Genomic DNA, 23,595 nt, shown 5'->3' with positions numbered 1-23,595 from the left:
GATTGCTTTCAGTACTTGCGGTTCGGAAACTCCTTGGCGGCCACTTCGGCGGGAAACACGCCTTCGATCGATTTGATCCACCGCGGCAGCGGCTCGCCGGCCTTGGCCTTCACCGCCGCTTCCATGAGCTGAGGGCCGAGCAGGGGGCTGCATTCGACACTGACATTCATCTTGCCCGCGATCATCGCTTCGAACGCGCCCTTGACCGCGTCGACGCCAATCACCAGGATGTCCTTGGCCGGCTTCAAGCCCGCTTCCTCGATCGCCTGGATCGCGCCGATGGCCATGTCGTCGTTGTGCGCATACAGCACGTTGATCTTCTTGCCCTCGGCCTTGAGGAAAGCCTCCATCACCTCCTTGCCCTTGGCACGCGTGAAGTCGGCGGTCTGGGAGCGGATGACCTTGTAGCGCGGATTGGCCTTGATGACTTCGTCGAAGCCCTTCTTGCGATCGATCGCCGGGTCGGAACCCACCGTGCCTTGTAGCTCGACGATGTTCACGTCGCCGGTGGTGTTCTTCGTGTGCTCGAGCAGCCACTTGCCGGCGCGGCGCCCTTCCTCGACGAAGTCGGAACCCACGAACGTGGTCCAGGTGGTCGGATCCTTCACCACCACGTTGCGGCTCTCCAGGATGACGGGAATCTTCGCGGCCTTGGCCTCCTTGAGCACGGTGTCCCAGCCCGTCGTCACCAGCGGCGCAAGGATGATGACGTCCACCTTCTGGGCGATGAAGGAACGGATCGCCTTGATCTGGTTCTCCTGCTTCTGTTGCGCGTCGGAAAACTTCAGCTCATGGCCGGCGGCGGCTGCGGCAGACTTCACGGAATCCGTGTTGGCCGTTCGCCATTCGCTCTCGGCGCCGGTCTGCGCGAAGCCGATCACCAGCTTCTTGCCCTGGCTCCAGGCCGGCGTCGCCCACATGCATGCCAGGCCTGTGCCTGCCAGCATGGCTGCAAAGCTGCGTCGTTTCATCGGGTTCATGTCGTCTCTCCTGCGTTCGTGTCGTTCATCGAGCCAGCACTCTCGCATCACGGGCCGCCCGGTGCTGTGGCGGGCGGCTGAATTCAGCCGGGGTACCAGACAGTGCGCGGATCGTCGGGCGCGCGTTCGTACGCCCACGCGGCCTCGACCATGCGGGCCATGTCGAACTGCGGGTGCCAACCCAGCAGAAACTTCGCCTTGGTGTTGTCCAGCCACGTGGAGCGGTAGGGCGTGCGCACGGGTACGAGCGGCACGCCGCGAGTGCGCACGAGGTAGGCGCCAAGCTCGCCGTAGTCGATCGGCTCGTCCATGCAAACGTTCATCAGTTGCTGTCGCGCGCGCGGCGCATCCAGGGCCAGCAGGATGGCTTGAACCAGGTCCTGCACGTGGATGAAGTTGCGCTTCACCGGCAGCCCGTCCGGATCGAGCATCACAGGGACGGCGCCGATGCGCGCGTAGTCCCGCGCCTCGCTGTCCGGCACCAGCTCGCACCAGCGCGGGCCACCGAAGACGTCGTCGCCGAACGACAGCGTGTACCGGAAGTCGTCCTTCTCCATGATCCAGGGCGCGCGCAGGCAGCAGCCGTTCAGGCCGTACTGGATCTGGTATTGCTGGAGCATCACCTCCTCCAACACTTTGGACAGCGCGTAGCAACCGGGGTAGGCGCTGTGCGGCTGGGTCTCCACCACCGGAGCGGGATGCGCGTAGTAGAAGTGGCCGACGGAGGCGTCGCCGCCCACCAGCACGAACTGACGGAACGTGGCGCTCGTGCGGCAGCCTTCGAGTAACCAGAACATGCCCTTGACCGCCACGTCCATCACGTCGTCGGGCGTTTCCTTGCTGGTGGCCAGGTGCAGTACGTGCGTCACGCCCCCGAGCGCGCGCTGCACGTCGTCGCGGTTCTGGATGGAGCCATGCACGCACTCCAGGCGCTCTTGCGAGGGCAATGTGCGCTTGTGGCAAAGCGCACGCACGCGAAATCGCTCGAAACCTGCGTCCTTCAACAGCTGCTGGATGAACGCGCGGCCGACCTTGCCGGTGGCACCTGTGACGAGAAGCAGCGGGGAAGGATGAGCTTGCGGCATGCGGGTGCGGATGGAAGCGGGTACGGGCCGTTCGAGAGGCGCGGATGTTAGCAACCAACCGGGCGGCGCCGGGCCCTTCCGACGCGTGCCTTGATGGATTAGAAAGGCTCGCCGTGTTCGCGCCGCAATTGCGCCCGTACTCAACTGGTAAGGCCAATTGACATATGTGCAAAATTGGTCTTACCATCCTCCGCAGGGACATTCATCAACCCGACAAGGAGACAGACATGGAGACAATGAACAAGGGCCTGAGGTACTGGGCCGCGGCGGCGGCGCTGCTGGGCATGACGTGGCTTGCCACGGCCTGCGGCGGCAGCGACGAAGATCCGCTGCAGGCTTCGATCGCAGCGGCGGAACGCAACGCGCCGGCCGGCAAACGGCCCATCGTCGAGACGCACATCCACTTCTGGCAGGCGTCGCGCCCGGGCGGCATACCGTGGCCCACACCCGCCGAAGGCCCGATCTTCCGCGACGTGCTGCCGCCGGAATACTCGGCCTTCGCCAAGTCGCAAGGGGTCGTGTCGGCAGGCATCGTGGAGGCGAGTGGCATCGTCGCGGACAACCAGTGGATCCTCGACCTGGTCAAGAACGACCCGTTCTATTCGTTCTTCGTGGGCAACCTCGAGATCGGCGCATCGACGTTCACCGCCGACCTGGCGCGCTTCGCGGGCGACTCGCGGTTCGTGGGCATTCGGGGCTATCTCAGCGGGCCGGCCGAGGGCATCACGCTCACCGCGGCGCAGCTCACCAACCTGCGCGACCTGGCCGAGCGTGGCATGTCGCTCGACATCATCAGCCGCGGAACCAAGAACCCCAAGAGCCAGGTGCAGGCGCTGTGCACGGCGGTGCCCAACCTGCGCATCATCATCGACCACCTGGGTGGCGCGACGGGACCCACGGTCGACCCGACGTGGGAACTCGAAATCCGCCGTCTTGCCAGTGCCTGCCCGAACATGTACATGAAGTTCTCGTCGTTCTACGACATGTACGCGCCCGGTGACGTGGTCTTCGCATCGCCCACGACCCTGTCGGCCTACAAGGCGCACTTCGACGTGTTGATGTCCGCGTTCGGCTCCGACCGCCTGATCTGGGGCAGCAACTGGCCGGTGATCGACCTGCATGGGACATTTGCCAATCAGATCGCGATCGCCGAGGAATACCTGGCGCCGTTCGGCACCGGCGTGCGCGACAAGGTGATGTACAAGAACGCGCTCGGCTTCTATCGCCGGCACAAGCTCTAGCGCGATCCAGCCGGCCCGCACCCGCGATCGGTTCGCGGGTGCGGTGGGGGCAGCGCGCTGACTGACCGGGAGGGTACGAATGCGCGAAGCACTGATCGTATGGTGTGGATGGGCGAAGCACGAGCCTGAGCAATGCGCCGCCGTCGTCGGCGACCTGCTGCGCGCCGATGGCTTTCAGGTGCGCGTCGAAACATCCACCGAAGCTTTTGCCGATCCCGCGTTGGCGGGCATGAGCCTGATCGTGCCGATCTGCACGATGGCCAAGATCGCGAAAGAGGAAGTCGACAACCTGACCCAGGCCGTGCTTGCGGGCGCCGGGCTGGGCGGGTTTCATGGCGGCATGGGCGATGCCTTTCGCGAGGCCGTCGACTACCAGTTCATGACGGGCGGGCAATGGGTGGCTCATCCCGGCAACATCATCGACTATCGCGTCAATCTTGTGCGGGGGGACACGATCACGGAGGGCATCGACGATTTCGACTACCGCTCCGAGCAGTACTACATGCACGTGGACCCGTCCAATGAGGTGCTCGCCACGACCCGCTTTTCGGGCGAACATGCCCCCTGGATCGAGGGCGTGGTCATGCCCGTCGCCTGGAAGCGCCGCCATGGACTGGGCAAGGTGTTCTACAGCTCGCTCGGCCATGCTGCCAAGGAATTCGAAGTGGCGCCCATGCGCAAACTGTTGTCGCGGGGGCTGCGCTGGGCGGCCCGAGCTTGACCGGCGTTCAGACGTCGCAGATGTCGACCGCGGCGCGCAGGGCGGCCAGCGGGTCCGGCCCACGCGGGACGAACTCCTGCCCGAGATACCCCTGGTAACCGGTGTCCATGATGGCGCGCACGATGGCCGGGTAAAACAGCTCCTGGTTCTCGTCCAACTCATGGCGGCCGGGAACGCCGGCCGTGTGGTAGTGGCCGATGTACTGGTGGTAGCGCCGGATCGTGGCGATCACGTCGCCTTCCATGATCTGCATGTGGTAGATGTCGTAGAGCAGCTTGAGGCGGTCCGAGCCGACGCGCTTGCACAGCTCGACGCCCCACTCTGTCCGGTCGCACATGTAATCCTTGTGGTTCACGCGGCTGTTGAGCAGTTCGATGCAAACGGTGACCCCCAGCTTCTCGGCCAGTGGCATGATCCGCTTGAGGCCCACAGCGCAATTTTCCAGGCCCTGCGCGTCGCTCATGCCGTCGCGGTTGCCGGAGAAGCAAATCAGGTTGGGGAACCCGGCGTCCGCCGTGGCCTGGAGGTGGCCCTCATAAACCGGTACGAGCGCATCGTGGTATTCGAGGCGGTTCCAAGCCTTCGGGATCCCGCCGACACTCGCCCCGCCGACCTTGGCCGAGGGGTTCATCACCATGGCGCAGATCAACCCGTGTTTCCTGAGCGTGGGAAAATCCTCGGGCTGGAGTAGTTCCACCGACTTCAGGCCCATGCCCGCCGCCGCCGCCGCGCAGAGAGTATCGAGAGGCATCTTGTCGAAGCACCACTGGCAGACCGATTGTTTGATGCGGTCCTTCCGCTCGCGGGGTTTCTCCATAACCGCCGGTCAGGCGCGGCCTGCGGCTTCGTCCACCCGCCGCGCGCCGACGCCCAGCTTGTCGGCGGCGGCCAGGATCGCGGTCCAGGTCGTGCGGTCGACCGGCACACCTTCGGCGCTGCGCAGGGCCTTGGACGCCCGCTCAGCGTCGCCGGCCACCTGCACCGGACCGTCGAAACCTTCGCGCGGCGGCGACGCCTGCACCCATTTGAGAAACGCCATCGCTTCGGCTTCGAAAGCCGCCCGGTCACCCAATGCCTGCGGGTCGAGCAGCACGCTGAACATGCCGTTCAGGATGCGCCTCTTGCTGGTGTCGTCGTCGCGCGTCGTCATGCCGGCGGCCAAGGCACCCCCCAGCAGTTCGCACATCAGCGCCAGGCCGTAACCCTTGTGGGCGCCGAAGGTCAGCAACGCGCCGAACGGCGGCACGACGGTGAAGCGTGGCTCGCGTGACGCGCGGCCCTGGTCGTCGATCAGGCAGCCTTCGGCGATCAGCTCACCCTTGTTGTGCGCGACGCGGGTCTTGCCTTGCGCGATGACGCTGGTCGCAAAGTCCAGGATCACCGGCGGCCGGCCGGCCAGCGGCACGCCGGCGCAGAACGGGTTGGTGCCGAAACGCGCGTCGGCGCCGCCGTGCGGCGCGACGATCGCGCGCGAGACGACGTTGACCAGGTGCAGCGAGACGAGGCCCGCAGCCGCCGCCTGTTCGGCCCAGGCGCCGATGCGGCCCAGGTGGTGGGCATTGCCCAACGCGACGATGCAGCTGCCATGCTGCCGGGCGCGGCCTATCGCGAGGTCCATCGCTTCATGGCCGATGACCTGGCCGAAGCCGGCGTTGCCGTCCAGCCGCAGCAGCGTGCCGCCGTCGAGCACGGTGCTGACATGCGCGTTGGGCTTGAGCCCACCTTGGAGGAAGGCCTCGACATAAGGCGGCAACATGCCGATGCCGTGCGAATCGTGGCCGGTGAGGTTGGCTTCGATGAGGTTGGAAGCCACCGCTTCGACCTCTTGTTCACTGCTGCCGAAGCCGCGCACGACGAGGCGGATTGCCGGGTTCAGCCGCTGCAGGGGGATGCTGTGCACCGGCGCCGGCCCTCAGTCGCCGTGGTATTTCTTCTGGATCGCCGTCAGCTGGCCGTTGGCGGTGTTGGCCTGGATCCAGTCGTTGATCCACGTCTGCAGCTTCGCTTCGCCCTTGCGCATGCCGATGCCCAGCGGGAAGGCCTTCATCACGAACTTCACCTCGATGTCGCGCTGCGGCGCGTTGGTACGGATCACCTTGACCAGCGACGGCGCGGTGGCTGCGATCTCCACCTGGCCGGTGGAGACCGCGGTGAGGAGCGTTGCGTCGTCGTCGAAGCGGACGATCTGCGCCCCCTTGGCGCTCTCGGTCGCCAGCCTGTCGTTGGTGGTGCCGCGCGTGGTGCCGACGCGTTTGCCCGCGAGGTCGTCGAAGCTCTTGATGGCTGCGGTCTTCGGCCCCACCACCACCGAGAGGATCTGCGCATAGGGCACCGAAAAATCGATGACCTGCGCGCGCTCGGGCGTGACCGACAACGAGGAGACGACGATGTCGGCCTTGTTGGTCTGCAGGAAGGGGATGCGGTTGGCGCCCGTGGTCTGCACGATCTCGAGCGCGACGCCCAGGTCCTTGGCCAGCAGGCGCGCGGTCTCGACGTCGGAGCCGGTTGGGTTCATCTGGCCGTCGGTCATGCCGTACGGCGGCGTGCCGAGGTCGATGGCGATGCGGATCTTCTTCGCCGCCTTGATGTCGTCGAGTAGATCGGCATGGGCGCTGGCCATCGCGGCGACGGCGGTGAAAGCGAGCGCGGCCTTGAGCAAAGTGGAACGGCGAATCATAGAGAGTCTCCTTATGGTTGGTGAACAACAGCAGGTTGGTGGACAACAGCAGCGGCCTTTGCAGGCCTCAGCTCGGTACCCAGGAACTGGGCCAGTTCCTGGGTGCGAGGAGCGGCTAGCATTTCAGCAGGGCCTTCTTCCCAGACCTTGCCGCGGTGCATGTAGATCACGTGATCGGCGACCTTGCGCGCGAAGGCCATCTCGTGGGTGACCAGGATCATCGACATGCCGCCCTGCGCCAGGCCCTCGATCACCTTCAACACCTCGCCGGTGAGCTCGGGGTCCAGCGCCGACGTGATTTCGTCGAACAGCATCAGGCTCGGCTTCATCGCCAGCGAGCGTGCGATCGCCACGCGCTGCTGCTGCCCGCCTGAAAGCTGCGACGGATAGGCCTGCGCCTTGTCCGCCAGGTCCACCTGCGCCAGCACGTGGGCCGCCAGCTCGCGCTGTTCGCTGCGCGGCAGCTTCAGCACGAGGCGCGGCGCGAGCAAGACGTTCTCTTCGGCCGTGAGGTGCGGGAACAGGTTGTAGCTCTGGAACACGATGCCGACGTCGCGGTGCAGGCGGTTCACGTCCAGCTTCGGCGACGTGACGTCGTGCCCGCAAACCCTGATCTGGCCGGCGTCTATCGTCTCCAGACGGTTGATGCAGCGCAGCGCCGTGCTCTTGCCCGAGCCGCTGCGGCCGATGATGGCCACCACCGACCCCGGCCGGACCTGGAACGACACGCCTTCGAGCACGCTCACGGTGCCGAAGCGCTTGTACACCTCGGTGACTTCAACGATGGGCGACATCGAACCTCCGCTCCAGACGCTGGCTCCAGGCCGACAGCGGATAACACAGCGCGAAGTACAGCGCTGCGATCATCACGAAGACGACGAACGGGCGGAAGGTCGAGTTGTTGATCATCTGACCGGCGCGCACCAGTTCGACGAAGCCGATCGTGGATGCCAGCGACGTGTTCTTGATGATCTGCACCATGAAACCCACCGTCGGCGGCGTGGCGATCTTCAGCGCCTGCGGCAGGATCACGTGGATCAGGCGCTGGCGCCAGTTCAAGGCCAGGCACGCGGCGGCCTCTTCCTGCGTGCGCGGCACCGCTTCCAGGCAGCCGCGCCAGATCTCGCCCAGGTAGGCCGAGACGTAGGTCGACAGGCCGATGGCCGCCGCGAGCAGCGGGTCGACGACCAGGCCCAGCGCCGGCAAGCCGAAGTAGGTCAGGAACAGCAGGATCAGCAGCGGGGTGCCCTGGATCAACTGGATGTACAGCATCGCAAGCACGCGCAGCGGACGTGGCGCGTAGACCCGCGTCAGCGCCAGCACGAAACCCAGCGCCGCGCCGCCGGCGAAGGCCAGCAGCGACAGCACGATGGTCCAGCCGAAACCACGCAGCAGGAACAGCAGCTGCTCGGGCGTCAAGCCGATCACAACGGTGTCCCCAGCCGGCGCCGGCGCGGAAAGGCCAAGCTTCCAACGGCCCAGTACAGCACCCGCATCAGCAGCGACAGCGCCAGGTACGCGGCGGCGACGATCAGGTAGGTTTCGACCGAGCGAAAAGTGTCGGACTGAATGCGGTTGGCGACCGCCGTCAGTTCCTCGGTCGAGATCTGCGAGGTGACGGAAGTGGCCAGCATCAGCAGCACGTACTGGCTGGTCAGCGCCGGCCACACCCGTTCGATCGCCGGCGGGAGCACCACGTGCCGAAGCACCTGCCAGCGGCCGAGCGCCAGGCATTGCGCCGCTTCGAGTTGGCTGCGCGGGACCGACTCGATGCCCGCGCGCACGATCTCGCCCGTGTAGGCGCCGACGTTGATGACCAGCGCCAGGGTCGCGGCGGTGAAGACGCCGAGCTTGAAGCCGACCGACGCCAGGCCGAAGTAGACGATGAAGATCTGCACCAGCAGCGGCGTGTTGCGGATCGTCTCGACATAGGCACCGGCGACCCGGGCGGCCGCGCCGGTGCGGCCGCTGCGCGCAACGGCGCAGACCACGCCGAGGCCGAAGCCGAACACGGTGGTGGCGACCGACAACCCGACGGTGGTCGCCGCGCCCAGCAGCAGGTCCGGCGCGTAGGCCAGCGGTGCAGCGAAGTCGAGCTCGTAACGCATGGCTCAGGGCGCGCCGGCCGGCCCAACGTGAGAGGCCGGACGCGCCTTGCTGGCCGCTCCCGGCCTGTGGTGAGTCAAAAGCCCGCCTATGTTCATCGTAGCTCCCGGCGCTTGCGGCCATGGGTCTGGCCAAATGGCCAAACTCAGGTTATGGTAATACCACTTTGCAGATCTGTAAAGATTGGTCTTACCAGTGACTATGACGACTGCCTCGAAATCCGCGCCGCTCTCTGTCTGGCGGCCGATCGCGACCGACACATTCCTCGTCGGTACCCCGCATTACCCGGAGCATGTCGATGAGAGCTATTGGCAGCGCGACGCCGACCGCATGGCCGCGGCGGGCTTCAACACGGTACGGCTGGCGGAATTCGCCTGGCACATCCTGGAGCCGCACGAGGGAACGTTCGATTTCGATTTGTTCGATCGGGCCATCGATGTGCTGGGCGGAGCCGGCATCAAGACCATCATGTGCACGCCGACGGCGACGCCGCCGCGCTGGCTGACGGCGCGTTATCCCGAAGTGTTGCGCGTCGATGCCAATGGACGCGCCATGAGCCATGGCTCACGCCAGCACGCCAACCTTGCAAGCGGGGTGTTCCGCGAGCATTCGAAGCGCATCACCAAGGCGATGGCCGAGCACTATCGCGGCAATTCGCACATCATCGGCTGGCAGACGGACAACGAGCTCAATACCTCTGGATCGCTGTCCTACGGTCCGGTGACGCTGGCCGAGTTCCAGGCCTTCCTCAAGGACAAGTACAAGACCATCGCCGCGCTCAACGATGCGTGGGGCGGGCATTTCTGGGCCACCGCCTACGACGATTTCGAGCAAGTGGTGCTGCCCCTCGACTACGCACCTGCCCCGGTCGGGCCGACCCATGTGGTCGACTATCACCGCTTCCTCGCCTTCGTCACAGCGCGGTTCCAGCACGATCAGGTGCTGATCCTGCGCGCCACCCATCCAGACTGGTTCGTCTTCCACAATCTGGGAAAGATCGACGATATCGACTTCCGCGGCGAGTTCTCGACCGATCTCGATTTTCTCGGCTTCGACATGTACCCGCATCTCTATGACGAGATGCAGCGGGTCGGCGGCGTCGGCGAGGTGCAGGCGCTGCATCTCGACATCTGCCGCGGCTTCACCGGCAACTTCATCGTGCCCGAGCAGCAATCGGGCTTCGGTGCGCAGCCGAACTTCTCGACGCTGACGCCCGAACCCGGCGAGATGCGCCGCATGGCCTATGCGTCAGTGGCGCGCGGCGCCGATGGCGTGATGTTCTTCCGCTGGCGGCCGGCGCATTTCGGCGCCGAGATCTATTGGATGGGCATCATCGATCACGACGACATCCCGCGGCGGCGCTATGACGAGGCCAAGCAGTTTGCGGGTGAGGTCACGGCGCTCAAGGACAAGATCCTCGGCACGCATGTGCGCATGGATTTGGGCATCGCCGGATCAGATTTCGACAATCAGGAGATGCACCGCTCCTACCCCATCGGCATGCCGAGCCCGCAGGACGATGCGACGCTGCTGCACCGCTATTGCTACCGCCACAACATCGCCTGCGGCTTCATCCATCCCGAGGATGATCTCAGCAAGCTCAAGGCGCTCTACGTGCCGCATTGGCTGAAGTGGACCGATGCGTGGACGGCGCGGATCGAGGCCTTCGCCAAGGCGGGTGGGACCGTGATCCTGGGCGGCCGCACCGGATCACGCGACGTTAACAACCACGTCATCCGCGACACCTCGCCGGGCAAGACGCTCTCGGCGCTGGCCGGGATCACCGTGGAGGAGTTCGGCCTGCTCACGCCGATCGGCGGCGACGGCCTGTTCGAGCACGGCGGCCGCTTCGGCGTCAACACGGTGCGCAAGAAATTGCCGGCCACGTCGGCCAGCAGGAAATACGACCTCAAGATCGGCAATGCACAGGTGACGGCGGCGCATCTCTATGAGCTGCTGAAGGTGGCGCCGGGCACAGAGGTCATCGGCCGCTGGGCCAGCCGCTTCGCCGAGGGCCAGGCCGCGATGACTTCGCGCAAAGTCGGCAAGGGCAATGTGATCTACCTCGGCACGTACCTCAGCGATGCTCTGGTCGAGGTGCTTGCCGATCAGGTGCTGGCGCCCGCCGGTATCGTGCCGCTCATCGCCGACGTGCCGGCCGGCGTCGAAGCGACCATCCGCGAGAACAGGGACCGCCGCCTGCTGTTCATCCTCAACACGCTGGGCGAGCCGGCAAGCATCGTGAATGTCCCCGCGGGCAAGGATTTGCTCGGCGATGGCAAAGTACGCGGCGGCAAGCTGCCGCTCCCGGCCTATGGCTGCAGCATCATCGAACTCGACTAGGGATGTTGTCGGGAGGCCTTGGGAAACGCTCAAGACGCCAGCGCCAGACCCGCCTGCTCGAGCTCCTCGCTCAACTCGCGGGCCTCATGGGCCGAGCGAGCCGAGAGCGGTGGGCAGGTGCGACGCCAGCCATCGATGTCGCCGTACAGCACGCCAAGCGCGGCCTTGACGCTGGACACCAGGGCCTTGCGGGCGAGCACGGATCGCTGCGCCGCGGCCTGGGCGGCGGCATCGCGCCCCGCATCCGAGTCCTGATGACGCCACGCGCGCTGAGACACCTCGGCCGTGAGGTTGGTCGTGGCGGAGATGCAGCCCGCGAAGCCGTCCTTGCCGGCGTCGCACAGCGTCGCCTCGGAACTGGGAAAGACATCCAGCCCCGGTGCCGCGGCGACGACACCGCGAGAGTAGGACAGGTCGCCCGAGCTGTCCTTGATGCCGCGCAACACCGGATGCCTGCGCGCCAGTTCGGCCACCACTTCGACGGGCCAGGGAACCCCCGTGTTCTGGGGGATGTGATAGAGGTAGAGCGCGAGCTGGCCTGGCACGACGCGTTCGACGACCGAGCCGATGTACGACACCAGCGCATCGGCCTCGATGCCGGGGTAGAAAAACGGCGGCAACACCAGCGCGCCCGCGAAGCCCAGGTCGGCGGCGGCTTGCGTGAGCAGGCAGGTCTCGTCGAGCGAGCACACGCCCGTGCCCACCATGAACCGGTCCAGTGGCAGGCCGGCGTCCTTCACGGACTGCATGACGGCCAGGCGCTGGCGCAGGCTGAACGAATTGGCCTCGCCGGTAGTCCCGAGCAAATTGATGGCGTCGCAGCCGCCTTCCAGCAGCTTGCGCAGGTGTGGCACCAGCGTGTCCGTGTCCGGCGAGAAGTCGGGATGGACGGGCGTGGCCGTGGCGGCAATGACGCCGCGCAGCTGGGAGCTTCTCATTCGGTCTTCTCCAGGGGATATTCGTAAATGCGGGCGGGATTGGTGACGCAGATCTGCTCGAGCGTGGCGCGATCGGGGAACCAGAGGGCAAGCAACTCCGCGAGCAACGCGGCGTCGGGCGTGCCGTTGTGCAATTCGGTATGCGGCCAGTCGGTGCCCCATAGCGCGCGGGCCGGGTTGGCGTCGGCCAGGCGTCTGGCGAGGTCGGCGACATCGCGATAGGGCGAGGATTCAGCGCTGACCCGGTACGGGGCGCTCAGCTTCACCCAGCAGCGGCCGGACTTCAGAAGTTCGAACAACGGGTGCTTGCCCGCGAAGGGCGGCAGCTCGCCCATGTGGTCGACGACGATGGGGGCATCGGTCTTGTCGCACAGCGGCAGCAGCGAGCCCGGATCGCGGGCCATGTCGGCCAGCACTTGAAGGTGCCACGCGAGTCCGAGTCGCTTGAGGCGCTCCAGCAGCGCCAGCACTTCATCCTCGCCCACCACCTGCGGGTTGACGAGGTTCAGCCGTATGCCGCGCACGCCAAGCGCGTGCATGTCCTTCAGGGCATCGTCATCCGTGCTGGGCGCGAGCACGGCAACACCGCGAAATGCAGCACCCCCCGTGCGCAACGCGTCCAGCATGGCGCTGTTGTCGGTTCCGTACACGCTGGGCTGCACCAGCACGGCGCGATCCACGCCGATCGCCCGCATGACTCGCCGGTAGTCATCGAGGCTGCACTCGTGCGGCGTGTAGTTGCGGCGCGCGTCGAGTGGGTAGCGGGCCTGCGGGCCGAACACATGCAGGTGCGAATCGCAGGTGCCGGCGGGCAGGCGGCGAGCCGCCTGGGACGGCACGCGCGCGGGCGGATCGCAGTCGGCCCGTACTTCAGGAGCGGTGCTCATGGCGCACCGCTGCGGCCGGGGACCAGGAAGTCGAAGTCGCAGCCTTCGTCGGCCTGCAGCACGGTGCGATGGAACAGCGCCGCGTAGCCACGGTCCGGGGCCGGGGCACCGGTTGCCGGAAGTGCCGCGGCCTGTGCGCGGCGCCGGACCAGTTCCGGCTCGTCCACCAGCAAGTCGATGCGCCTGTGAGGCACATCCAGGGCGATGCGGTCGCCGTTTCGCACCAGGCCCAGCGGCCCGCCGTCGGCCGCTTCGGGCGTCACGTGCAGCACGATGGTTCCGAAGGCTGTGCCGCTCATGCGTGCGTCGGAGATGCGCACCATGTCCTTCACGCCTTGTTCACCCAGCTTGCGCGGAATGGGCAGGTAGCCGGCCTCGGGCATGCCGGGCGCGCCGCGCGGCCCGGCGTTGCGCAGGACGAGGACATCGTCGGCCGTGACGTCCAGCGCGGGGTCGTCGATGCGCTCGGTCAGGTCCTGCACCGACTCGAAGACAACGGCGCGGCCGGTGTGCACCATCAGTTCGGGCGATGCGGCGGACTGTTTGATGATGGCGCCGCGCGGCGCGAGGTTGCCGTACAGCACCGCCATGCTGCCGGCCTTGTTGATCGGCGCGGCGCGCGTGCGGATGACATCCTGGCTCGGCACGTCCTCCGCCGATTCCATGTAGTCGCGCAGCGTGCCGCCCATGACGGTGGGTGTTGTCAAATCGAGCAGGCCTTCCAGCTCGTGCATCAGGCGCGGCAGCCCGCCGGCCCAGTGGAAGTGCTCCATGTAGTGGCGCCCCGAGGGTTTCAGGTCGACAAGAACCGGCACCTCGCGTCCCAGGCGATCGAACTCGGCCAGGTCGATCTTCAGGCCCAGTCGCCCGGCCGCGGCGGTGAGGTGCACCAGCGCGTTGGTGGAGCCGCCGATGGCCTGCAGGATGACCATCGCGTTTCGAAACGAAGCTTTCGTCATGAGATCGCTCGGGCGCGGCGTGCCGTTCACGGCCATCGCGGCAGCGAACTGGCCACTGGCTTCGGCCGAGCGAAGGCGGTCGGCGTGCGTCGCCGGAATGGTGGCCGAACGGGGCAGGGCGAGGCCCATGACCTCCACGATGCACGCCATGGTGCTGGCGGTGCCCATCACCATGCAGGTGCCGGGCGTGGGCGCAAGCCGCTCGTTGATGCGCTCGATCTGTTGCGCATCGAGGCGTCCGCCACGGTGTTCGCCCCACAGGCGCCGGCAGTCGGTGCAGGCCCCCAGTTGTTCGCCCTGGTAGTTGCCCACCAGCATCGGGCCCACCGGCACGATGACCGTGGGCACGTTCGCTGAGGCGCACGCCATCATCTGCGCCGGAATGGTCTTGTCGCATCCGCCGATCAGCACCACGGCATCCATTGGCTGGGCGCGGATCATTTCTTCCGTGTCCATGGCCATCAGGTTGCGCAGGAACATGCTGGTGGGATGCGCGAACGATTCGTGGATGGAGATCGTCGGGAACTCCATGGGCAGCGCTCCCGCAAGCATCACGCCGCGCTTGATCGCTTCCACCAGCTTGGGCACGTTGCCGTGGCAGGCGTTGTAGTCGCTGAAGGTGTTGGCGATGCCCACGACGGGCCGCGACAGCGCGTCATCGGACAGGCCCATCGCCTTGATGAAGGCCTTGCGCAGGAAAAGGGAAAAGTCAGGGTCGCCGTAGGAGGTGAGGCCGCGGCGCATGCCTTGCGTCATGAGGGAAATCCAGTCGAGTAGGGTGATTGATTATTGATAATCATTGTCTGATGGTCAATAATAATGACGCTCTTCATCCTGATCTCCCTGGTATTAACCCTGTTAATACGCAATTCCAAGCATCATATTATCGATAAACAGGCTCGCCCTGAATCCCTAACCTGTCTTTTTGGAGACGCCATGCAACTTGCCCACTACTTGCCGGTCCGCCGCCCCTTGATTGCTCTGCTGGGTGCGCTGTGTTGCGCCGCGGCCGGCCTGACTGCGGGGGCCCAAACCACGCCGCAAACCGTGACCATGTGGAGCCACTGGCCCGACGAAGCATCGAAGCGCGGGTTTGTCGAAGAACGCGTGAAACGATTCGAAGCGGCCACGCCACAGTGCAAGGTCAACCTCCAGTTCATCCAGAAGTCGGATCTGTATGCGTCGGTCAAGACGTCGGTTCGCACCGGCCAGGCGCCGGACATCTTCTGGCTGGAGCCCGACGAAATCGCGTTCGCCAAGAGCGGCTACCTCGAGCCGCTGAACAGCCACATCAACATCAACAACCTCGAGGACTGGGCCCGCGGCGAGTGGACGCTCGACGGCAAGGTGTACGGCCTGCCGGTCGAGGCGTACACGGTGGAGCTGTACTACAACAAGGATCTGCTCAAGAAGGTGGGCGTCGAGCTGCCGGCGGGCATGCAGTTGACCCAGGCGCAGTTCACCGACCTGGTGAAGAAGGCCACCGCCGCCGGCATCACGCCGCTGGCCAACGGCGTGGGCGACCGGCCGTACCCGGGCGCGTATCTCCTGCAGGAAGTGCTGCTGCGCAAGCTGGGCACCGACGACTACAAGCTGCTGCTCACCGGCAAGCTCTCGTTCACCGATCCGCGCGTGATCGAAGCCATGACCTGGGTCAAGCAACTGGTCGACGCGGGCGCGTATCCCAAGAGTTTCGCGACGATGAAGCTGGGCGAGTCGCACTACTACTTCCACACCAACCCGGGCGCGCTGATGTTCCCCATCGCCAGCTGGTACACCGGCCGTGCGTTCGTCGCGCCCGAAAAAGGCGGCCAGCCCAAGGGCTTTCCGCTCGGCATCATGAAGTACCCGACGCTGGACAACTCCAAGTGCCCGGAGTGCAAGACGCTGGCCGTCGGCGGCAGCTACGTGATGTATTCGCGCAGCAAGAACAAGGACTGCGCGGGCAAGCTGATGAACTCCATCGCCACGGTGGACAACGGCACGCGATGGCTGGAGGATGTCCTGCTGCAGACCGGCATCAAGAGCGACGCGAACCGCATGCAGGGCATCTGGGTGCCGTACTTCAAGGAGCTGCAGGAGCGCAGCAAAGGCGCCAGGTTCTTCGTCGGCACGCCGCTGCACTACCTGAGCGGCAAGTGCGCCGACACCTTCTCGCAAGTGCTCAACCGCGGCTTCCCGGGCGGGCAGGTGAGCGTGCAGGACGCGGCCGCGCAGATGGACGCCGCCTGCAAGTCGGCTTCCTGATTGCGCCGTGACACAGGCCGCTCCGCTTTCTCCCCTGGTGCCCGCCCAGCAGCCCGGCCTGCGCCAATGGATAGACCGCTGGTTCGCGCCCCCCGAGGCCGACTCGCGGCGGACCACCTGGCCCGCGCTGATGCTGTTCCTGGCGCCGGCTCTGCTGGTCTACGCGGCGCTCACGGCTTACCCCGTGCTGCGCACTTTCTACAACAGCTTCTTCACCATCGCCGACATCGAGCAATCCAAGTTCGTCGGCTTCGCGCACTTCATCGAACTGGCAAGCGACAAGACATTCTGGGCGGCGGTGCGCAACACCGCGATATGGTCGGCGCTGGCGCCGCTGCTCGACGTTGCAACGGGGCTGTTGCTGGCGCTCTGCCTCTACGCGGGCGTGCCGTTCTCGCGCTTCCTGCGAGTGGCCTGGTTCACGCCGGTGCTGCTGTCGTATGTGGTGGTCGGCATCATGTGGGTCTGGATCTACAACTACGACTGGGGCGTGATCAACGCGGCCCTGCGCGCCATGGGGCTGGCCAGTTGGGCCAAGTCCTGGCTGGGGGACCCGAGCTACGCGCTGGGTGCGCTGATGATCACCCACGCCTGGAAGTGGGCCGGCTTCAACATGGTGGTGTGCCTGGCCGCGCTGCACTCGCTGCCGTCCGAAGTGCTGGAAGCCGCCGAGCTGGACAACTGCGGCTGGTACGAGAAGCTGGTGCACGTGATCGTGCCCATGCTGTGGCCCACGTTGCTGAACCTCTACATCCTCGCCTTCATCGGCAAGATGAAAGTCTTCGACCTGGTCTGGATCATGACCGAGGGCGGACCGCTCTGGGCCACCGAAACCGTCTCGACCTACGTCTACAAGCGCGCCTTCAACTGGAACACGTTCGATCTGGGCTACCCCTCGGCCATCGCCGTGGTCTGGTTCGTGGTGGTGGTGGGCTTCGTGGTGCTGTTCAACGTCCTGTTCCGCCGGCGCGAGCGGCTCGAATACTAGATGACCGCTTCAGTTTCAAGCTCTCCCTTCCCTGTCGATTCCGCCACGCGCTGGCTGAGGCAGGGCGGCCTGATGGCCATCATCGTCCTGTACACGCTGTATTCGGCGTTGCCGTTCGTATGGGTGGCGGCCATGTCACTGCGCACCACGCTGGAGATCAGCGCGTCGCACTTTGCGTGGCCCGCCACCTTCCACTGGGAAAAATTCCGCATCGCCTGGGTCGATTCGAACTTCGCGCAGTATTTCTGGAACAGCACACTGGTGGTGGGCGCGGCCGTGGCCATCGTCACCCTCTTTGGCGCGGCCGCGGCGCACTGTCTGGCGCGCTACAACTTCCGCGGCAACCGGCTGGTCTATTTCATCCTGTTCAGCTCCATCGTGTTTCCTCCGCAGATCATCCTGATCTCGCTGTTCCAGGTGCTGGTCGAATACAAGTTGTACAACACACGCCTGGGGCTGATCCTGGTGTATGTGGGGCTGCAGCTGCCGCTCACGGTGTACCTGCTCGAAAGCTTCTTCGCGCGCATTCCGCAGGATCTGTTCGATGCCGCCAAGATGGACGGCTACGGCGACTTCGAGATCTTCTGGCGCATCGTGCTGCCGGTGGGCATGCCCGCCATCGCCACCACGATCATCCTGAACTTCATCCAGCTGTGGAACGAGTTCCTGTTCGCGGTCGTGCTGGTGAATGAGCCCGCGCTGCGCACACTGCCCATCGGCATCCGCGCCTACATGGGCGACTACTTCCAGGACATCGGGATGATCGCCACGGGAATGATGATCGCCGTCATCCCGGTCGTCATCGTTTATGCCTTCTTCTCCGAAAAGCTCATTCAGGGCATGACCGCCGGCGCGGTGAAGTAGCGCTGCGCCTCAAGAAAGACAAACGCTTTGGCCACCGTCCACCTCCAGAACATGTTCAAACGCTACCGCGGCGCACCAACGCCCGCGGTGGATGACGTGACCTTCACCGTTGCCGACGGCGAGTTCATGGTGCTGCTCGGTCCTTCGGGCTGCGGCAAGTCGACGACCTTGCGCATGGTCGCGGGACTCGAATCGATTTCATCGGGCAGCCTTTCCATCGACAACCGCGAAGTCGGCAACGTTCCCGCGAAGGATCGCGACATCGCGATGGTGTTCCAGTCGTACGCGCTCTATCCGCACATGACCGTCTCGGACAACCTGGCCTTTGGCCTGCGCCGCCGCAACGTCGAGGCGGCAGAAATCCAGACACGCATCCAGGCTGCCGCCGGCATCCTGGGTCTGGGCGAGCTGCTGCAGCGCAAGCCCTCCCAGCTGTCGGGCGGCCAGCGCCAGCGCGTGGCGCTGGGCCGGGCCATCGTGCGCGAGCCCAAGGTGTTCCTGTTCGACGAGCCCTTGTCCAACCTGGACGCCGCGCTGCGCGTGAACACCCGCAACGAACTCGTGCGGCTGCACCACCGCCTGGCCGCCACCATGATTTACGTGACGCACGACCAGGTCGAGGCCATGACCATGGGGCAGCGCATCTGCGTGATGAACAAAGGCAAGGTGGCGCAAATCGGCAAGCCGCTCGAGGTGTATCGGGCGCCGGCCGACGTGTTCGTCGCGCGCTTTCTGGGCAATCCGCCCATGAACATCCTGCAGGTGCAATTGGCATCGGTCGGAGGGCAGGTCGGCGCGGCGCTTCCAGGCGGCACCCACCTGCCGCTTTCGCGATGGACCGGCAGTGCGCTGCCGGCAAGCGGCGCGGTTCAACTGGGCATTCGCCCGGAAGAACTTGTCCTGCATGAGCGCGACGCCGGCGGTGCCACGGCGTTGCGCGGCACCGTCGCGGCCGTGGAACCCCTGGGCGCCGAAACCTTGGTGGCGGTGGACCTGAATGGCGGCGCGGGCGAAGTCATCGCGCGGCTGCACCGGGACACGGCCGCCCAACTGGGCGATCACGTGTCGCTCAGCGCGCCTGAATCCGCGCTGTACCTTTTCGATGGAGCGACCGGCAAGGCCATCCCCGGCCGCGAGCTGCAATGACGGCGCCGTTGCGGGTGGGCCTGGCGGGCGCGGGCTGGGTCACGCAGCACCATCTGGCCGGCTGGGCGCGGATGGGCGCGCGCGCCAAGGTGGTTGCCATCGCCGACCCGAACGCAGCGGCCGCGAGAGCGCGTGCCGGCGAGTTCGACATCGCGCAGGTCTTCGACAGCGCTGGCCAAATGCTCGACGAAGCGCAGCTCGACGCCGTGGACGTCGCGGCACCGCGCGAGTTTCATGCCGAGATCGTGCGCATGGCTGCGCGCAAGGGCCTCGCGGTGCTCTGCCAGAAGCCTCTCGCGCCCACCCTGGCGCAGGCTCGCTCGCTCGTGGCCGAAGTGGAGGGCCGTTGCCGATTGATGGTCCACGAGAACTGGCGCTTTCGACCGTACTACCGCGATCTGGCGGGCTGGCTGAACGCGGGCCGCATCGGCGATGTGGTTCAGGGGCAGATGACGCTGCTGACCTCGGGCCTCATTCCCGACGCCCAGGGCCAACTGCCGGCCCTCGCGCGCCAGCCGTTCGTTGCCTTGCTCGATCGCGCCCTGGTGATGGAAATACTGATTCACCACATCGATACGCTGAGGTTCCTGCTCGGTGATCTCTGCTTGCGCCATGCGCGTCTGGGACATCTGTCGCCCGCCATGAAGGGCGAGGACCGCGCCTTCCTTGCGTTCGAGACGGCCACCCAGGCACCCATTGCCATGCTCGCGAACCTGGCCGTGCATGGGCAACCGCCCAACCTGGTCGACCGGCTCACGCTGATCGGCACCCATGGAACCATCGTCCTGGACGGGGACACTCTGCGCTGCATGGGTGCGCAGCCCGGCGAGCTGACCTACGACATGCCGGCCTGCTACGCCCAGTCGTATGCGGCGGCCATCGCCCATTTCGTCGATTGCGTCGCATCGGGCGCGCCGTTCGAAACCGCGGCGAGCGACAATCTGCGCACGCTCGAACTCGTCGAATCGGCCTACGCGAGCGGGGCGGCAGATTCCCAGAGGGGTTGATCCATGAAAGCGGTAGTGCAACAGCCTGCGGCGGAGGTGCCGGGTGAGCCCGCGGCGCTCGCCAAGCTGCTGGGCGACGACATCATCTTCGGGCGCCTGGAGCCCGGGACGCGGCTGATCGAAGACAACCTGATTGCGCGTTTCGGCGTGACCCGCCATTTCGTTCGGCAGGCCTTCCTCGAGTTGGAGCGGACGGGCATTGTCGTGCGCGAAAAGAACAAGGGCGTCACCGTGCGCTCGCTCACGCCGCGCGAGGTTTCCCAAATCTACGAAGTGCGCGAACTCCTTCAGCGCCAGGCGGCACTGCGGATTCCCTTGCCTGCGCCGCCCGCCGTCATCGAGCAGCTGGAACGGTTGCATGAGGAGTATGGCCGCCACCTGCGCGCGCGAAATTTCCGCGGCGTGCATGAAGCCAACGACGCTTTCCACATTGCCATGTTCGCTGCCTGCGGCAACAGGTACCTGGTGGAATCGATCGAGCACTACATGTGGCTCAGCCTGCCTGTGCGTGCCAAGAAGACCGCCGACTATGACCACGCGCTGGCGTCGGAGCGCGATCACCACCAGATCATCCAGCTGCTCAAGGGCACGGACCCGTGGGCGCTCGCTCAACTGTGTGTTGACCACCTGCAGGGCGCCAAGAGCGCTTACCTGCGGCAGGTGGCCGCATTGGAGCGTTGATCGCGGGCACCGGCGCGACACCTCTGGGGCACCTCAGGAACGGCGGCTCTCCCGCCACGACGCCGGCGTCGCGCCCAGTTCCCGCTTGAACACCGTGTTGAGGTACTGCACCGAGCGGAAGCCGCTCGCCCGTGCCACCTCCGCGATGCCCATGTCCGTCTTGCCAAGCAGATCAAAGCAGCGCTGCATTTTGTGCTGCAGGATTTCGTCGTGCACCGATCGCTTCAACTCGCGGCGGAAATACATCTCCAGAGATGAGCGCGAGAGGCCCACCGTTTCCGCCACCTGCTCGGTCTTGATGCCCTGGCAGGCGTACTGGCGGATGTAGTGGAGCGCGCGCATCACGGGCGCGCTGTGCGCGACGTCGCGCGCCGTCGACGCGCGCGAGTGGACGCCGGCCGGGGCCACGACGACGCGTTCGTCACGCACCGGCGATCCGCCGAGCGACTGGTGCAGAAGGTGCGCGGCGCGGTAGCCCATCTCGTGCGTTCCCTGGCTGACCGAACTGAGCTGGATCCTCGTCAGGTGTTGACCCAGCGTGTCGTTGTCGATACCGATGATCGCGACTTCGTCGGGCACCGCGATGCCGCCGACGATGCACGCCTGCAGCACCTGCCGCGCTCGCGCATCCGTGACGGCGACGATGCCGATCGGTTTGGGCAAACGTTCCAGCCAGGAGAGCAGTTTTCGCGTGGCGCTGCCCCAGGTGGGCGCGCTGGTGGCCAGGCCGCGGTGGATTTCGCCGGCCAGGCCGTCGCGCGCGAGCCATGCGGTGAACGCTTTCTCCCGCTCCTGGGCCCAACGGTTGAGCGGCGACTCTGGCAGGCTGTAGCAGGCGAAGCGGGTGAGCCCCGACTCGACCAGGTGGTTCATCGCGCGCACCACCAGCTCGCCGTTGTCCGTTGCGACATAGGGGACGCCGGTGGGGTAGCACGCAGCGTCCTCGTACGAGCCGCCGACGGCGACCACCGGCACGCGCACGCCTGTCAAAGCGTTCGCGACGGCGGGATCGTCGAAGTCCGCGATGATCCCGTCGCCGTCCCAGTCGTGGATCCCGTCAAGCCGGAAGCGGAAATCCTCTTCGAGGAAAAGATCCCACGCGACGCGGGTCTGGTTCACGTAGTCGCCAATGCCCGTGATGATTTCGCGGTCGTACACCTTGCTTGCGTGGAAAAGCAGCGCCACCCGCAAAACGGTGGGGGCTGTGTGTCGAAGAGATGCGTCCATGGTCGAGTTCACTCGCTTCGGATATTGGCACATCCCGCCTTTTGCTGCGCTGCAGAAAGCATTTTCGCAAGTGGGCCTCGCTAATTTCGCAATCGCGCGCAAACGCAAGGGCTCCTAGGATCGCGCCATCGGCAGTTGAACCACCATACACATGAGCTTTCTCGAATCGATCGCACCCGTCCGCTACGAAGGCCCGCAGGCCGCGAATCCATTGGCCTACCGCCACTACGACGCCAAAGCGCTCGTGCTGGGCAAGTCGATGGAAGAGCATCTGCGGCTCGCCGTCTGCTACTGGCATACCTTCGTCTGGCCCGGCAGCGATGTCTTCGGACAGGGGACGTTCAATCGGCCCTGGCATGCCGGCGGCGACGAGCTGATGATGGCGCGCAAAAAGGCGGACGCGGCCTTCGGCATGATTTCGCGCCTCGGTGTGCCGTTCTATACATTCCATGACACGGACGTGGCACCGGAAGGGGCGAACCTCGCGGAGTACCGCAGCAACCTGTCCGCCATGGTGGACGTGCTCGCGCAAAAGCAGAAGGAAACCGGCATCGCGCTGCTGTGGGGAACGGCCAACCTGTTCAGCCATCCCCGCTACGCAGCCGGTGCGGCGAGCAACCCCGACCCGGAGGTGTTCGCATATGCGGCGACGCAGGTGTTCAGCGCGCTCAACGCCACGCAGCAACTGGGCGGCGCCAACTACGTGATGTGGGGTGGCCGCGAAGGCTACGACACGTTGCTCAATACCGACCTGCACCGTGAGCGCCGTCAACTCGGGCGCTTCATGCAACTGGTGGTGAACCACAAGCACAAGATCGGCTTCAAGGGCCAGCTGCTCATCGAGCCGAAGCCGCTGGAGCCCACCAAGCACCAGTACGACTTCGACAGCGCCACCGTGTACGGCTTCCTGAAGGAGTTCGGCCTGGAGAAGGAGATCAAGCTGAACATCGAAGCCAACCACGCCACGCTGGCGGGCCATAGCTTCCAGCACGAGATCGCGACGGCCGCATCGCTCGGCATCTTCGGCAGCATCGACGCCAACCGCGGCGATCCGCAGAACGGCTGGGACACCGACCAGTTTCCGAACAGCGTGGAAGACCTCACGCTGGCGCTGTACGAGATCCTTCGCGCGGGCGGCATCGGCAGCGGCGGTTTCAACTTCGACGCGAAGGTGCGGCGCCAGAGCATGGACGCGGTCGACATCATGTACGGCCATGTGGGCGCGATCGACGCGCTTGCGCTGGCGCTCAAGAGCGCGGCACGGTTGGTCGAGTCGCGCGAGCTCGAACAGTTTCGCGAGCAGCGCTATGCCAACTGGGAAGGCGAGCTGGGCCAGCGCATCTTTGCGAGCGACATGAGCCTGAGCCAACTGGCCGAACACGCATTCGTGCACGACCTTCAGCCTCGGCCGGTGAGCGGCCGCCAGGAGTGGCTGGAGAACCGGGTCAACGCCGCGATCTTCGCCGGCACGGCGTGAACAGAAAAAGCAGGAGCAGTC

The 23,595-nt window shown here is 65.7% G+C and carries 22 protein-coding genes; 10 read left to right on the top strand and 12 right to left on the bottom strand.

Annotated elements, in window-relative coordinates:
• Positions 1 to 8 precede the first annotated feature (8 nt).
• Together EEB15_RS09245 and EEB15_RS09240 are read right to left on the bottom strand one after the other, a co-directional pair.
• Positions 9 to 971, bottom strand: a complete 963-nt coding sequence (locus EEB15_RS09245; protein WP_370283487.1) for an ABC transporter substrate-binding protein — start codon at positions 969 to 971, stop codon at positions 9 to 11.
• 92 nt (positions 972 to 1,063) lie between these two features.
• Positions 1,064 to 2,065 (bottom strand): NAD(P)-dependent oxidoreductase, encoded by a 1,002-nt coding sequence (locus EEB15_RS09240; protein WP_141509542.1) that lies wholly within the window; start codon positions 2,063 to 2,065, stop codon positions 1,064 to 1,066.
• 227 nt (positions 2,066 to 2,292) lie between these two features.
• Between EEB15_RS09240 and EEB15_RS09235 the strand changes: the two genes are divergently transcribed.
• Both EEB15_RS09235 and EEB15_RS09230 read left to right on the top strand, forming a co-directional pair.
• Complete coding sequence (locus EEB15_RS09235) at positions 2,293 to 3,306, top strand: amidohydrolase (RefSeq protein ID WP_141509541.1); 1,014 nt, start codon at positions 2,293 to 2,295, stop codon at positions 3,304 to 3,306.
• Between the two features lie 79 nt (positions 3,307 to 3,385).
• Positions 3,386 to 4,027 carry a ThuA domain-containing protein gene (locus EEB15_RS09230; protein WP_141509540.1) on the top strand — a complete coding sequence of 214 codons (642 nt, stop codon included), beginning with the start codon at positions 3,386 to 3,388 and terminating at the stop codon, positions 4,025 to 4,027.
• A 7-nt stretch (positions 4,028 to 4,034) separates the two neighbouring features.
• On the opposite strand, the gene EEB15_RS09225 is transcribed toward EEB15_RS09230, so the two are convergent.
• From EEB15_RS09225 to EEB15_RS09200, 6 genes are all read right to left on the bottom strand, one after another.
• Positions 4,035 to 4,778, bottom strand: coding sequence for a hydroxypyruvate isomerase family protein (locus tag EEB15_RS09225; RefSeq protein ID WP_199236491.1), 744 nt, complete (start codon positions 4,776 to 4,778; stop codon positions 4,035 to 4,037).
• Positions 4,779 to 4,853: 75 nt separating this feature from the next.
• The gene (locus tag EEB15_RS09220) at positions 4,854 to 5,927 is read right to left on the bottom strand and encodes a malate/lactate/ureidoglycolate dehydrogenase (RefSeq protein ID WP_141509538.1); all 1,074 of its coding nucleotides are present in this window, start codon (positions 5,925 to 5,927) and stop codon (positions 4,854 to 4,856) included.
• A gap of 12 nt (positions 5,928 to 5,939) precedes the next feature.
• On the bottom strand, positions 5,940 to 6,704 hold the full coding sequence (locus EEB15_RS09215; protein ID WP_141509537.1) for a transporter substrate-binding domain-containing protein: 765 nt from the start codon (positions 6,702 to 6,704) through the stop codon (positions 5,940 to 5,942).
• A gap of 11 nt (positions 6,705 to 6,715) precedes the next feature.
• The gene (locus EEB15_RS09210) at positions 6,716 to 7,498 is read right to left on the bottom strand and encodes an amino acid ABC transporter ATP-binding protein (RefSeq protein WP_141509536.1); all 783 of its coding nucleotides are present in this window, start codon (positions 7,496 to 7,498) and stop codon (positions 6,716 to 6,718) included.
• Positions 7,482 to 8,129 (bottom strand): amino acid ABC transporter permease, encoded by a 648-nt coding sequence (locus tag EEB15_RS09205; RefSeq protein ID WP_370283486.1) that lies wholly within the window; start codon positions 8,127 to 8,129, stop codon positions 7,482 to 7,484. Before EEB15_RS09205 ends, EEB15_RS09210 begins: the two co-directional genes overlap by 17 nt.
• Positions 8,129 to 8,812, bottom strand: coding sequence for an amino acid ABC transporter permease (locus EEB15_RS09200; protein WP_141509534.1), 684 nt, complete (start codon positions 8,810 to 8,812; stop codon positions 8,129 to 8,131). Before EEB15_RS09200 ends, EEB15_RS09205 begins: the two co-directional genes overlap by 1 nt.
• Positions 8,813 to 9,011: 199 nt before the next feature.
• On the opposite strand from EEB15_RS09200, the gene EEB15_RS09195 reads away from it, so the two are divergent.
• Complete coding sequence (locus tag EEB15_RS09195; protein ID WP_141509533.1) at positions 9,012 to 11,153, top strand: beta-galactosidase; 2,142 nt, start codon at positions 9,012 to 9,014, stop codon at positions 11,151 to 11,153.
• A 29-nt stretch (positions 11,154 to 11,182) separates the two neighbouring features.
• On the opposite strand, the gene EEB15_RS09190 is transcribed toward EEB15_RS09195, so the two are convergent.
• Genes EEB15_RS09190 through EEB15_RS09180 form a run of 3 tightly spaced genes read right to left on the bottom strand, consistent with a single transcriptional unit; the run spans position 11,183 to position 14,693 of the window.
• Positions 11,183 to 12,091 carry a dihydrodipicolinate synthase family protein gene (locus tag EEB15_RS09190; protein WP_141509532.1) on the bottom strand — a complete coding sequence of 303 codons (909 nt, stop codon included), beginning with the start codon at positions 12,089 to 12,091 and terminating at the stop codon, positions 11,183 to 11,185.
• The gene (locus EEB15_RS09185; RefSeq protein ID WP_141509531.1) at positions 12,088 to 12,978 is read right to left on the bottom strand and encodes an amidohydrolase family protein; all 891 of its coding nucleotides are present in this window, start codon (positions 12,976 to 12,978) and stop codon (positions 12,088 to 12,090) included. The genes EEB15_RS09190 and EEB15_RS09185 overlap by 4 nt, the downstream gene beginning before the upstream one ends.
• Positions 12,975 to 14,693 carry an IlvD/Edd family dehydratase gene (locus tag EEB15_RS09180; protein ID WP_141509530.1) on the bottom strand — a complete coding sequence of 573 codons (1,719 nt, stop codon included), beginning with the start codon at positions 14,691 to 14,693 and terminating at the stop codon, positions 12,975 to 12,977. The genes EEB15_RS09185 and EEB15_RS09180 overlap by 4 nt, the downstream gene beginning before the upstream one ends.
• A gap of 180 nt (positions 14,694 to 14,873) precedes the next feature.
• On the opposite strand from EEB15_RS09180, the gene EEB15_RS09175 reads away from it, so the two are divergent.
• Genes EEB15_RS09175 through EEB15_RS09150 form a run of 6 tightly spaced genes read left to right on the top strand, consistent with a single transcriptional unit; the run spans position 14,874 to position 20,870 of the window.
• Positions 14,874 to 16,184, top strand: a complete 1,311-nt coding sequence (locus tag EEB15_RS09175; RefSeq protein WP_141509529.1) for an ABC transporter substrate-binding protein — start codon at positions 14,874 to 14,876, stop codon at positions 16,182 to 16,184.
• A 7-nt stretch (positions 16,185 to 16,191) separates the two neighbouring features.
• Entirely contained in the window at positions 16,192 to 17,172 is a 981-nt protein-coding gene (locus EEB15_RS09170) for a carbohydrate ABC transporter permease (RefSeq protein ID WP_199236490.1), read from the top strand.
• Positions 17,173 to 18,036, top strand: coding sequence for a carbohydrate ABC transporter permease (locus EEB15_RS09165; protein WP_141509528.1), 864 nt, complete (start codon positions 17,173 to 17,175; stop codon positions 18,034 to 18,036).
• A gap of 27 nt (positions 18,037 to 18,063) precedes the next feature.
• Positions 18,064 to 19,182 (top strand): ABC transporter ATP-binding protein, encoded by a 1,119-nt coding sequence (locus EEB15_RS09160; RefSeq protein ID WP_141509527.1) that lies wholly within the window; start codon positions 18,064 to 18,066, stop codon positions 19,180 to 19,182.
• Positions 19,179 to 20,189 carry a Gfo/Idh/MocA family protein gene (locus tag EEB15_RS09155; protein WP_141509526.1) on the top strand — a complete coding sequence of 337 codons (1,011 nt, stop codon included), beginning with the start codon at positions 19,179 to 19,181 and terminating at the stop codon, positions 20,187 to 20,189. Before EEB15_RS09160 ends, EEB15_RS09155 begins: the two co-directional genes overlap by 4 nt.
• Before the next feature lie 3 nt (positions 20,190 to 20,192).
• Positions 20,193 to 20,870, top strand: a complete 678-nt coding sequence (locus EEB15_RS09150) for a GntR family transcriptional regulator (protein WP_141509525.1) — start codon at positions 20,193 to 20,195, stop codon at positions 20,868 to 20,870.
• A gap of 33 nt (positions 20,871 to 20,903) precedes the next feature.
• On the opposite strand, the gene EEB15_RS09145 is transcribed toward EEB15_RS09150, so the two are convergent.
• Positions 20,904 to 22,097 (bottom strand): DNA-binding transcriptional regulator, encoded by a 1,194-nt coding sequence (locus tag EEB15_RS09145; RefSeq protein ID WP_141509524.1) that lies wholly within the window; start codon positions 22,095 to 22,097, stop codon positions 20,904 to 20,906.
• 151 nt (positions 22,098 to 22,248) lie between these two features.
• Here EEB15_RS09145 and xylA point away from each other — a divergent pair, with 151 nt between their 5' ends.
• Positions 22,249 to 23,574: a xylose isomerase gene (gene xylA / locus EEB15_RS09140; RefSeq protein ID WP_141509523.1), complete on the top strand. Its 1,326-nt coding sequence runs from the start codon at positions 22,249 to 22,251 to the stop codon at positions 23,572 to 23,574.
• Positions 23,575 to 23,595 lie beyond the last annotated feature (21 nt).

Origin of the sequence: Ramlibacter sp. WS9, assembly GCF_003797765.1 — a bacterium.
Taxonomy (GTDB): Bacteria; Pseudomonadota; Gammaproteobacteria; order Burkholderiales; family Burkholderiaceae_C; genus Ramlibacter.
This window is presented reverse-complemented; position numbering and strand designations above follow the sequence as displayed.

Excerpts from the sequence above, each read along its gene's own strand:
- EEB15_RS09245 (WP_370283487.1), bottom strand. The coding sequence starts at position 971 with ATGAAACGACGCAGCTTTGCAGCCATGCTGGCAGGCACAGGCCTGGCA.
- EEB15_RS09240 (WP_141509542.1), bottom strand. The coding sequence starts at position 2,065 with ATGCCGCAAGCTCATCCTTCCCCGCTGCTTCTCGTCACAGGTGCCACC.
- EEB15_RS09235 (WP_141509541.1), top strand. The coding sequence starts at position 2,293 with ATGGAGACAATGAACAAGGGCCTGAGGTACTGGGCCGCGGCGGCGGCG.
- EEB15_RS09230 (WP_141509540.1), top strand. The coding sequence starts at position 3,386 with ATGCGCGAAGCACTGATCGTATGGTGTGGATGGGCGAAGCACGAGCCT.
- EEB15_RS09225 (WP_199236491.1), bottom strand. The coding sequence starts at position 4,778 with ATGCCTCTCGATACTCTCTGCGCGGCGGCGGCGGCGGGCATGGGCCTG.
- EEB15_RS09215 (WP_141509537.1), bottom strand. The coding sequence starts at position 6,704 with ATGATTCGCCGTTCCACTTTGCTCAAGGCCGCGCTCGCTTTCACCGCC.
- EEB15_RS09210 (WP_141509536.1), bottom strand. The coding sequence starts at position 7,498 with ATGTCGCCCATCGTTGAAGTCACCGAGGTGTACAAGCGCTTCGGCACC.
- EEB15_RS09200 (WP_141509534.1), bottom strand. The coding sequence starts at position 8,812 with ATGCGTTACGAGCTCGACTTCGCTGCACCGCTGGCCTACGCGCCGGAC.
- EEB15_RS09195 (WP_141509533.1), top strand. The coding sequence starts at position 9,012 with ATGACGACTGCCTCGAAATCCGCGCCGCTCTCTGTCTGGCGGCCGATC.
- EEB15_RS09190 (WP_141509532.1), bottom strand. The coding sequence starts at position 12,091 with ATGAGAAGCTCCCAGCTGCGCGGCGTCATTGCCGCCACGGCCACGCCC.
- EEB15_RS09185 (WP_141509531.1), bottom strand. The coding sequence starts at position 12,978 with ATGAGCACCGCTCCTGAAGTACGGGCCGACTGCGATCCGCCCGCGCGC.
- EEB15_RS09180 (WP_141509530.1), bottom strand. The coding sequence starts at position 14,693 with ATGACGCAAGGCATGCGCCGCGGCCTCACCTCCTACGGCGACCCTGAC.
- EEB15_RS09175 (WP_141509529.1), top strand. The coding sequence starts at position 14,874 with ATGCAACTTGCCCACTACTTGCCGGTCCGCCGCCCCTTGATTGCTCTG.
- EEB15_RS09165 (WP_141509528.1), top strand. The coding sequence starts at position 17,173 with ATGACCGCTTCAGTTTCAAGCTCTCCCTTCCCTGTCGATTCCGCCACG.
- EEB15_RS09155 (WP_141509526.1), top strand. The coding sequence starts at position 19,179 with ATGACGGCGCCGTTGCGGGTGGGCCTGGCGGGCGCGGGCTGGGTCACG.
- EEB15_RS09150 (WP_141509525.1), top strand. The coding sequence starts at position 20,193 with ATGAAAGCGGTAGTGCAACAGCCTGCGGCGGAGGTGCCGGGTGAGCCC.
- EEB15_RS09145 (WP_141509524.1), bottom strand. The coding sequence starts at position 22,097 with ATGGACGCATCTCTTCGACACACAGCCCCCACCGTTTTGCGGGTGGCG.
- xylA (WP_141509523.1), top strand. The coding sequence starts at position 22,249 with ATGAGCTTTCTCGAATCGATCGCACCCGTCCGCTACGAAGGCCCGCAG.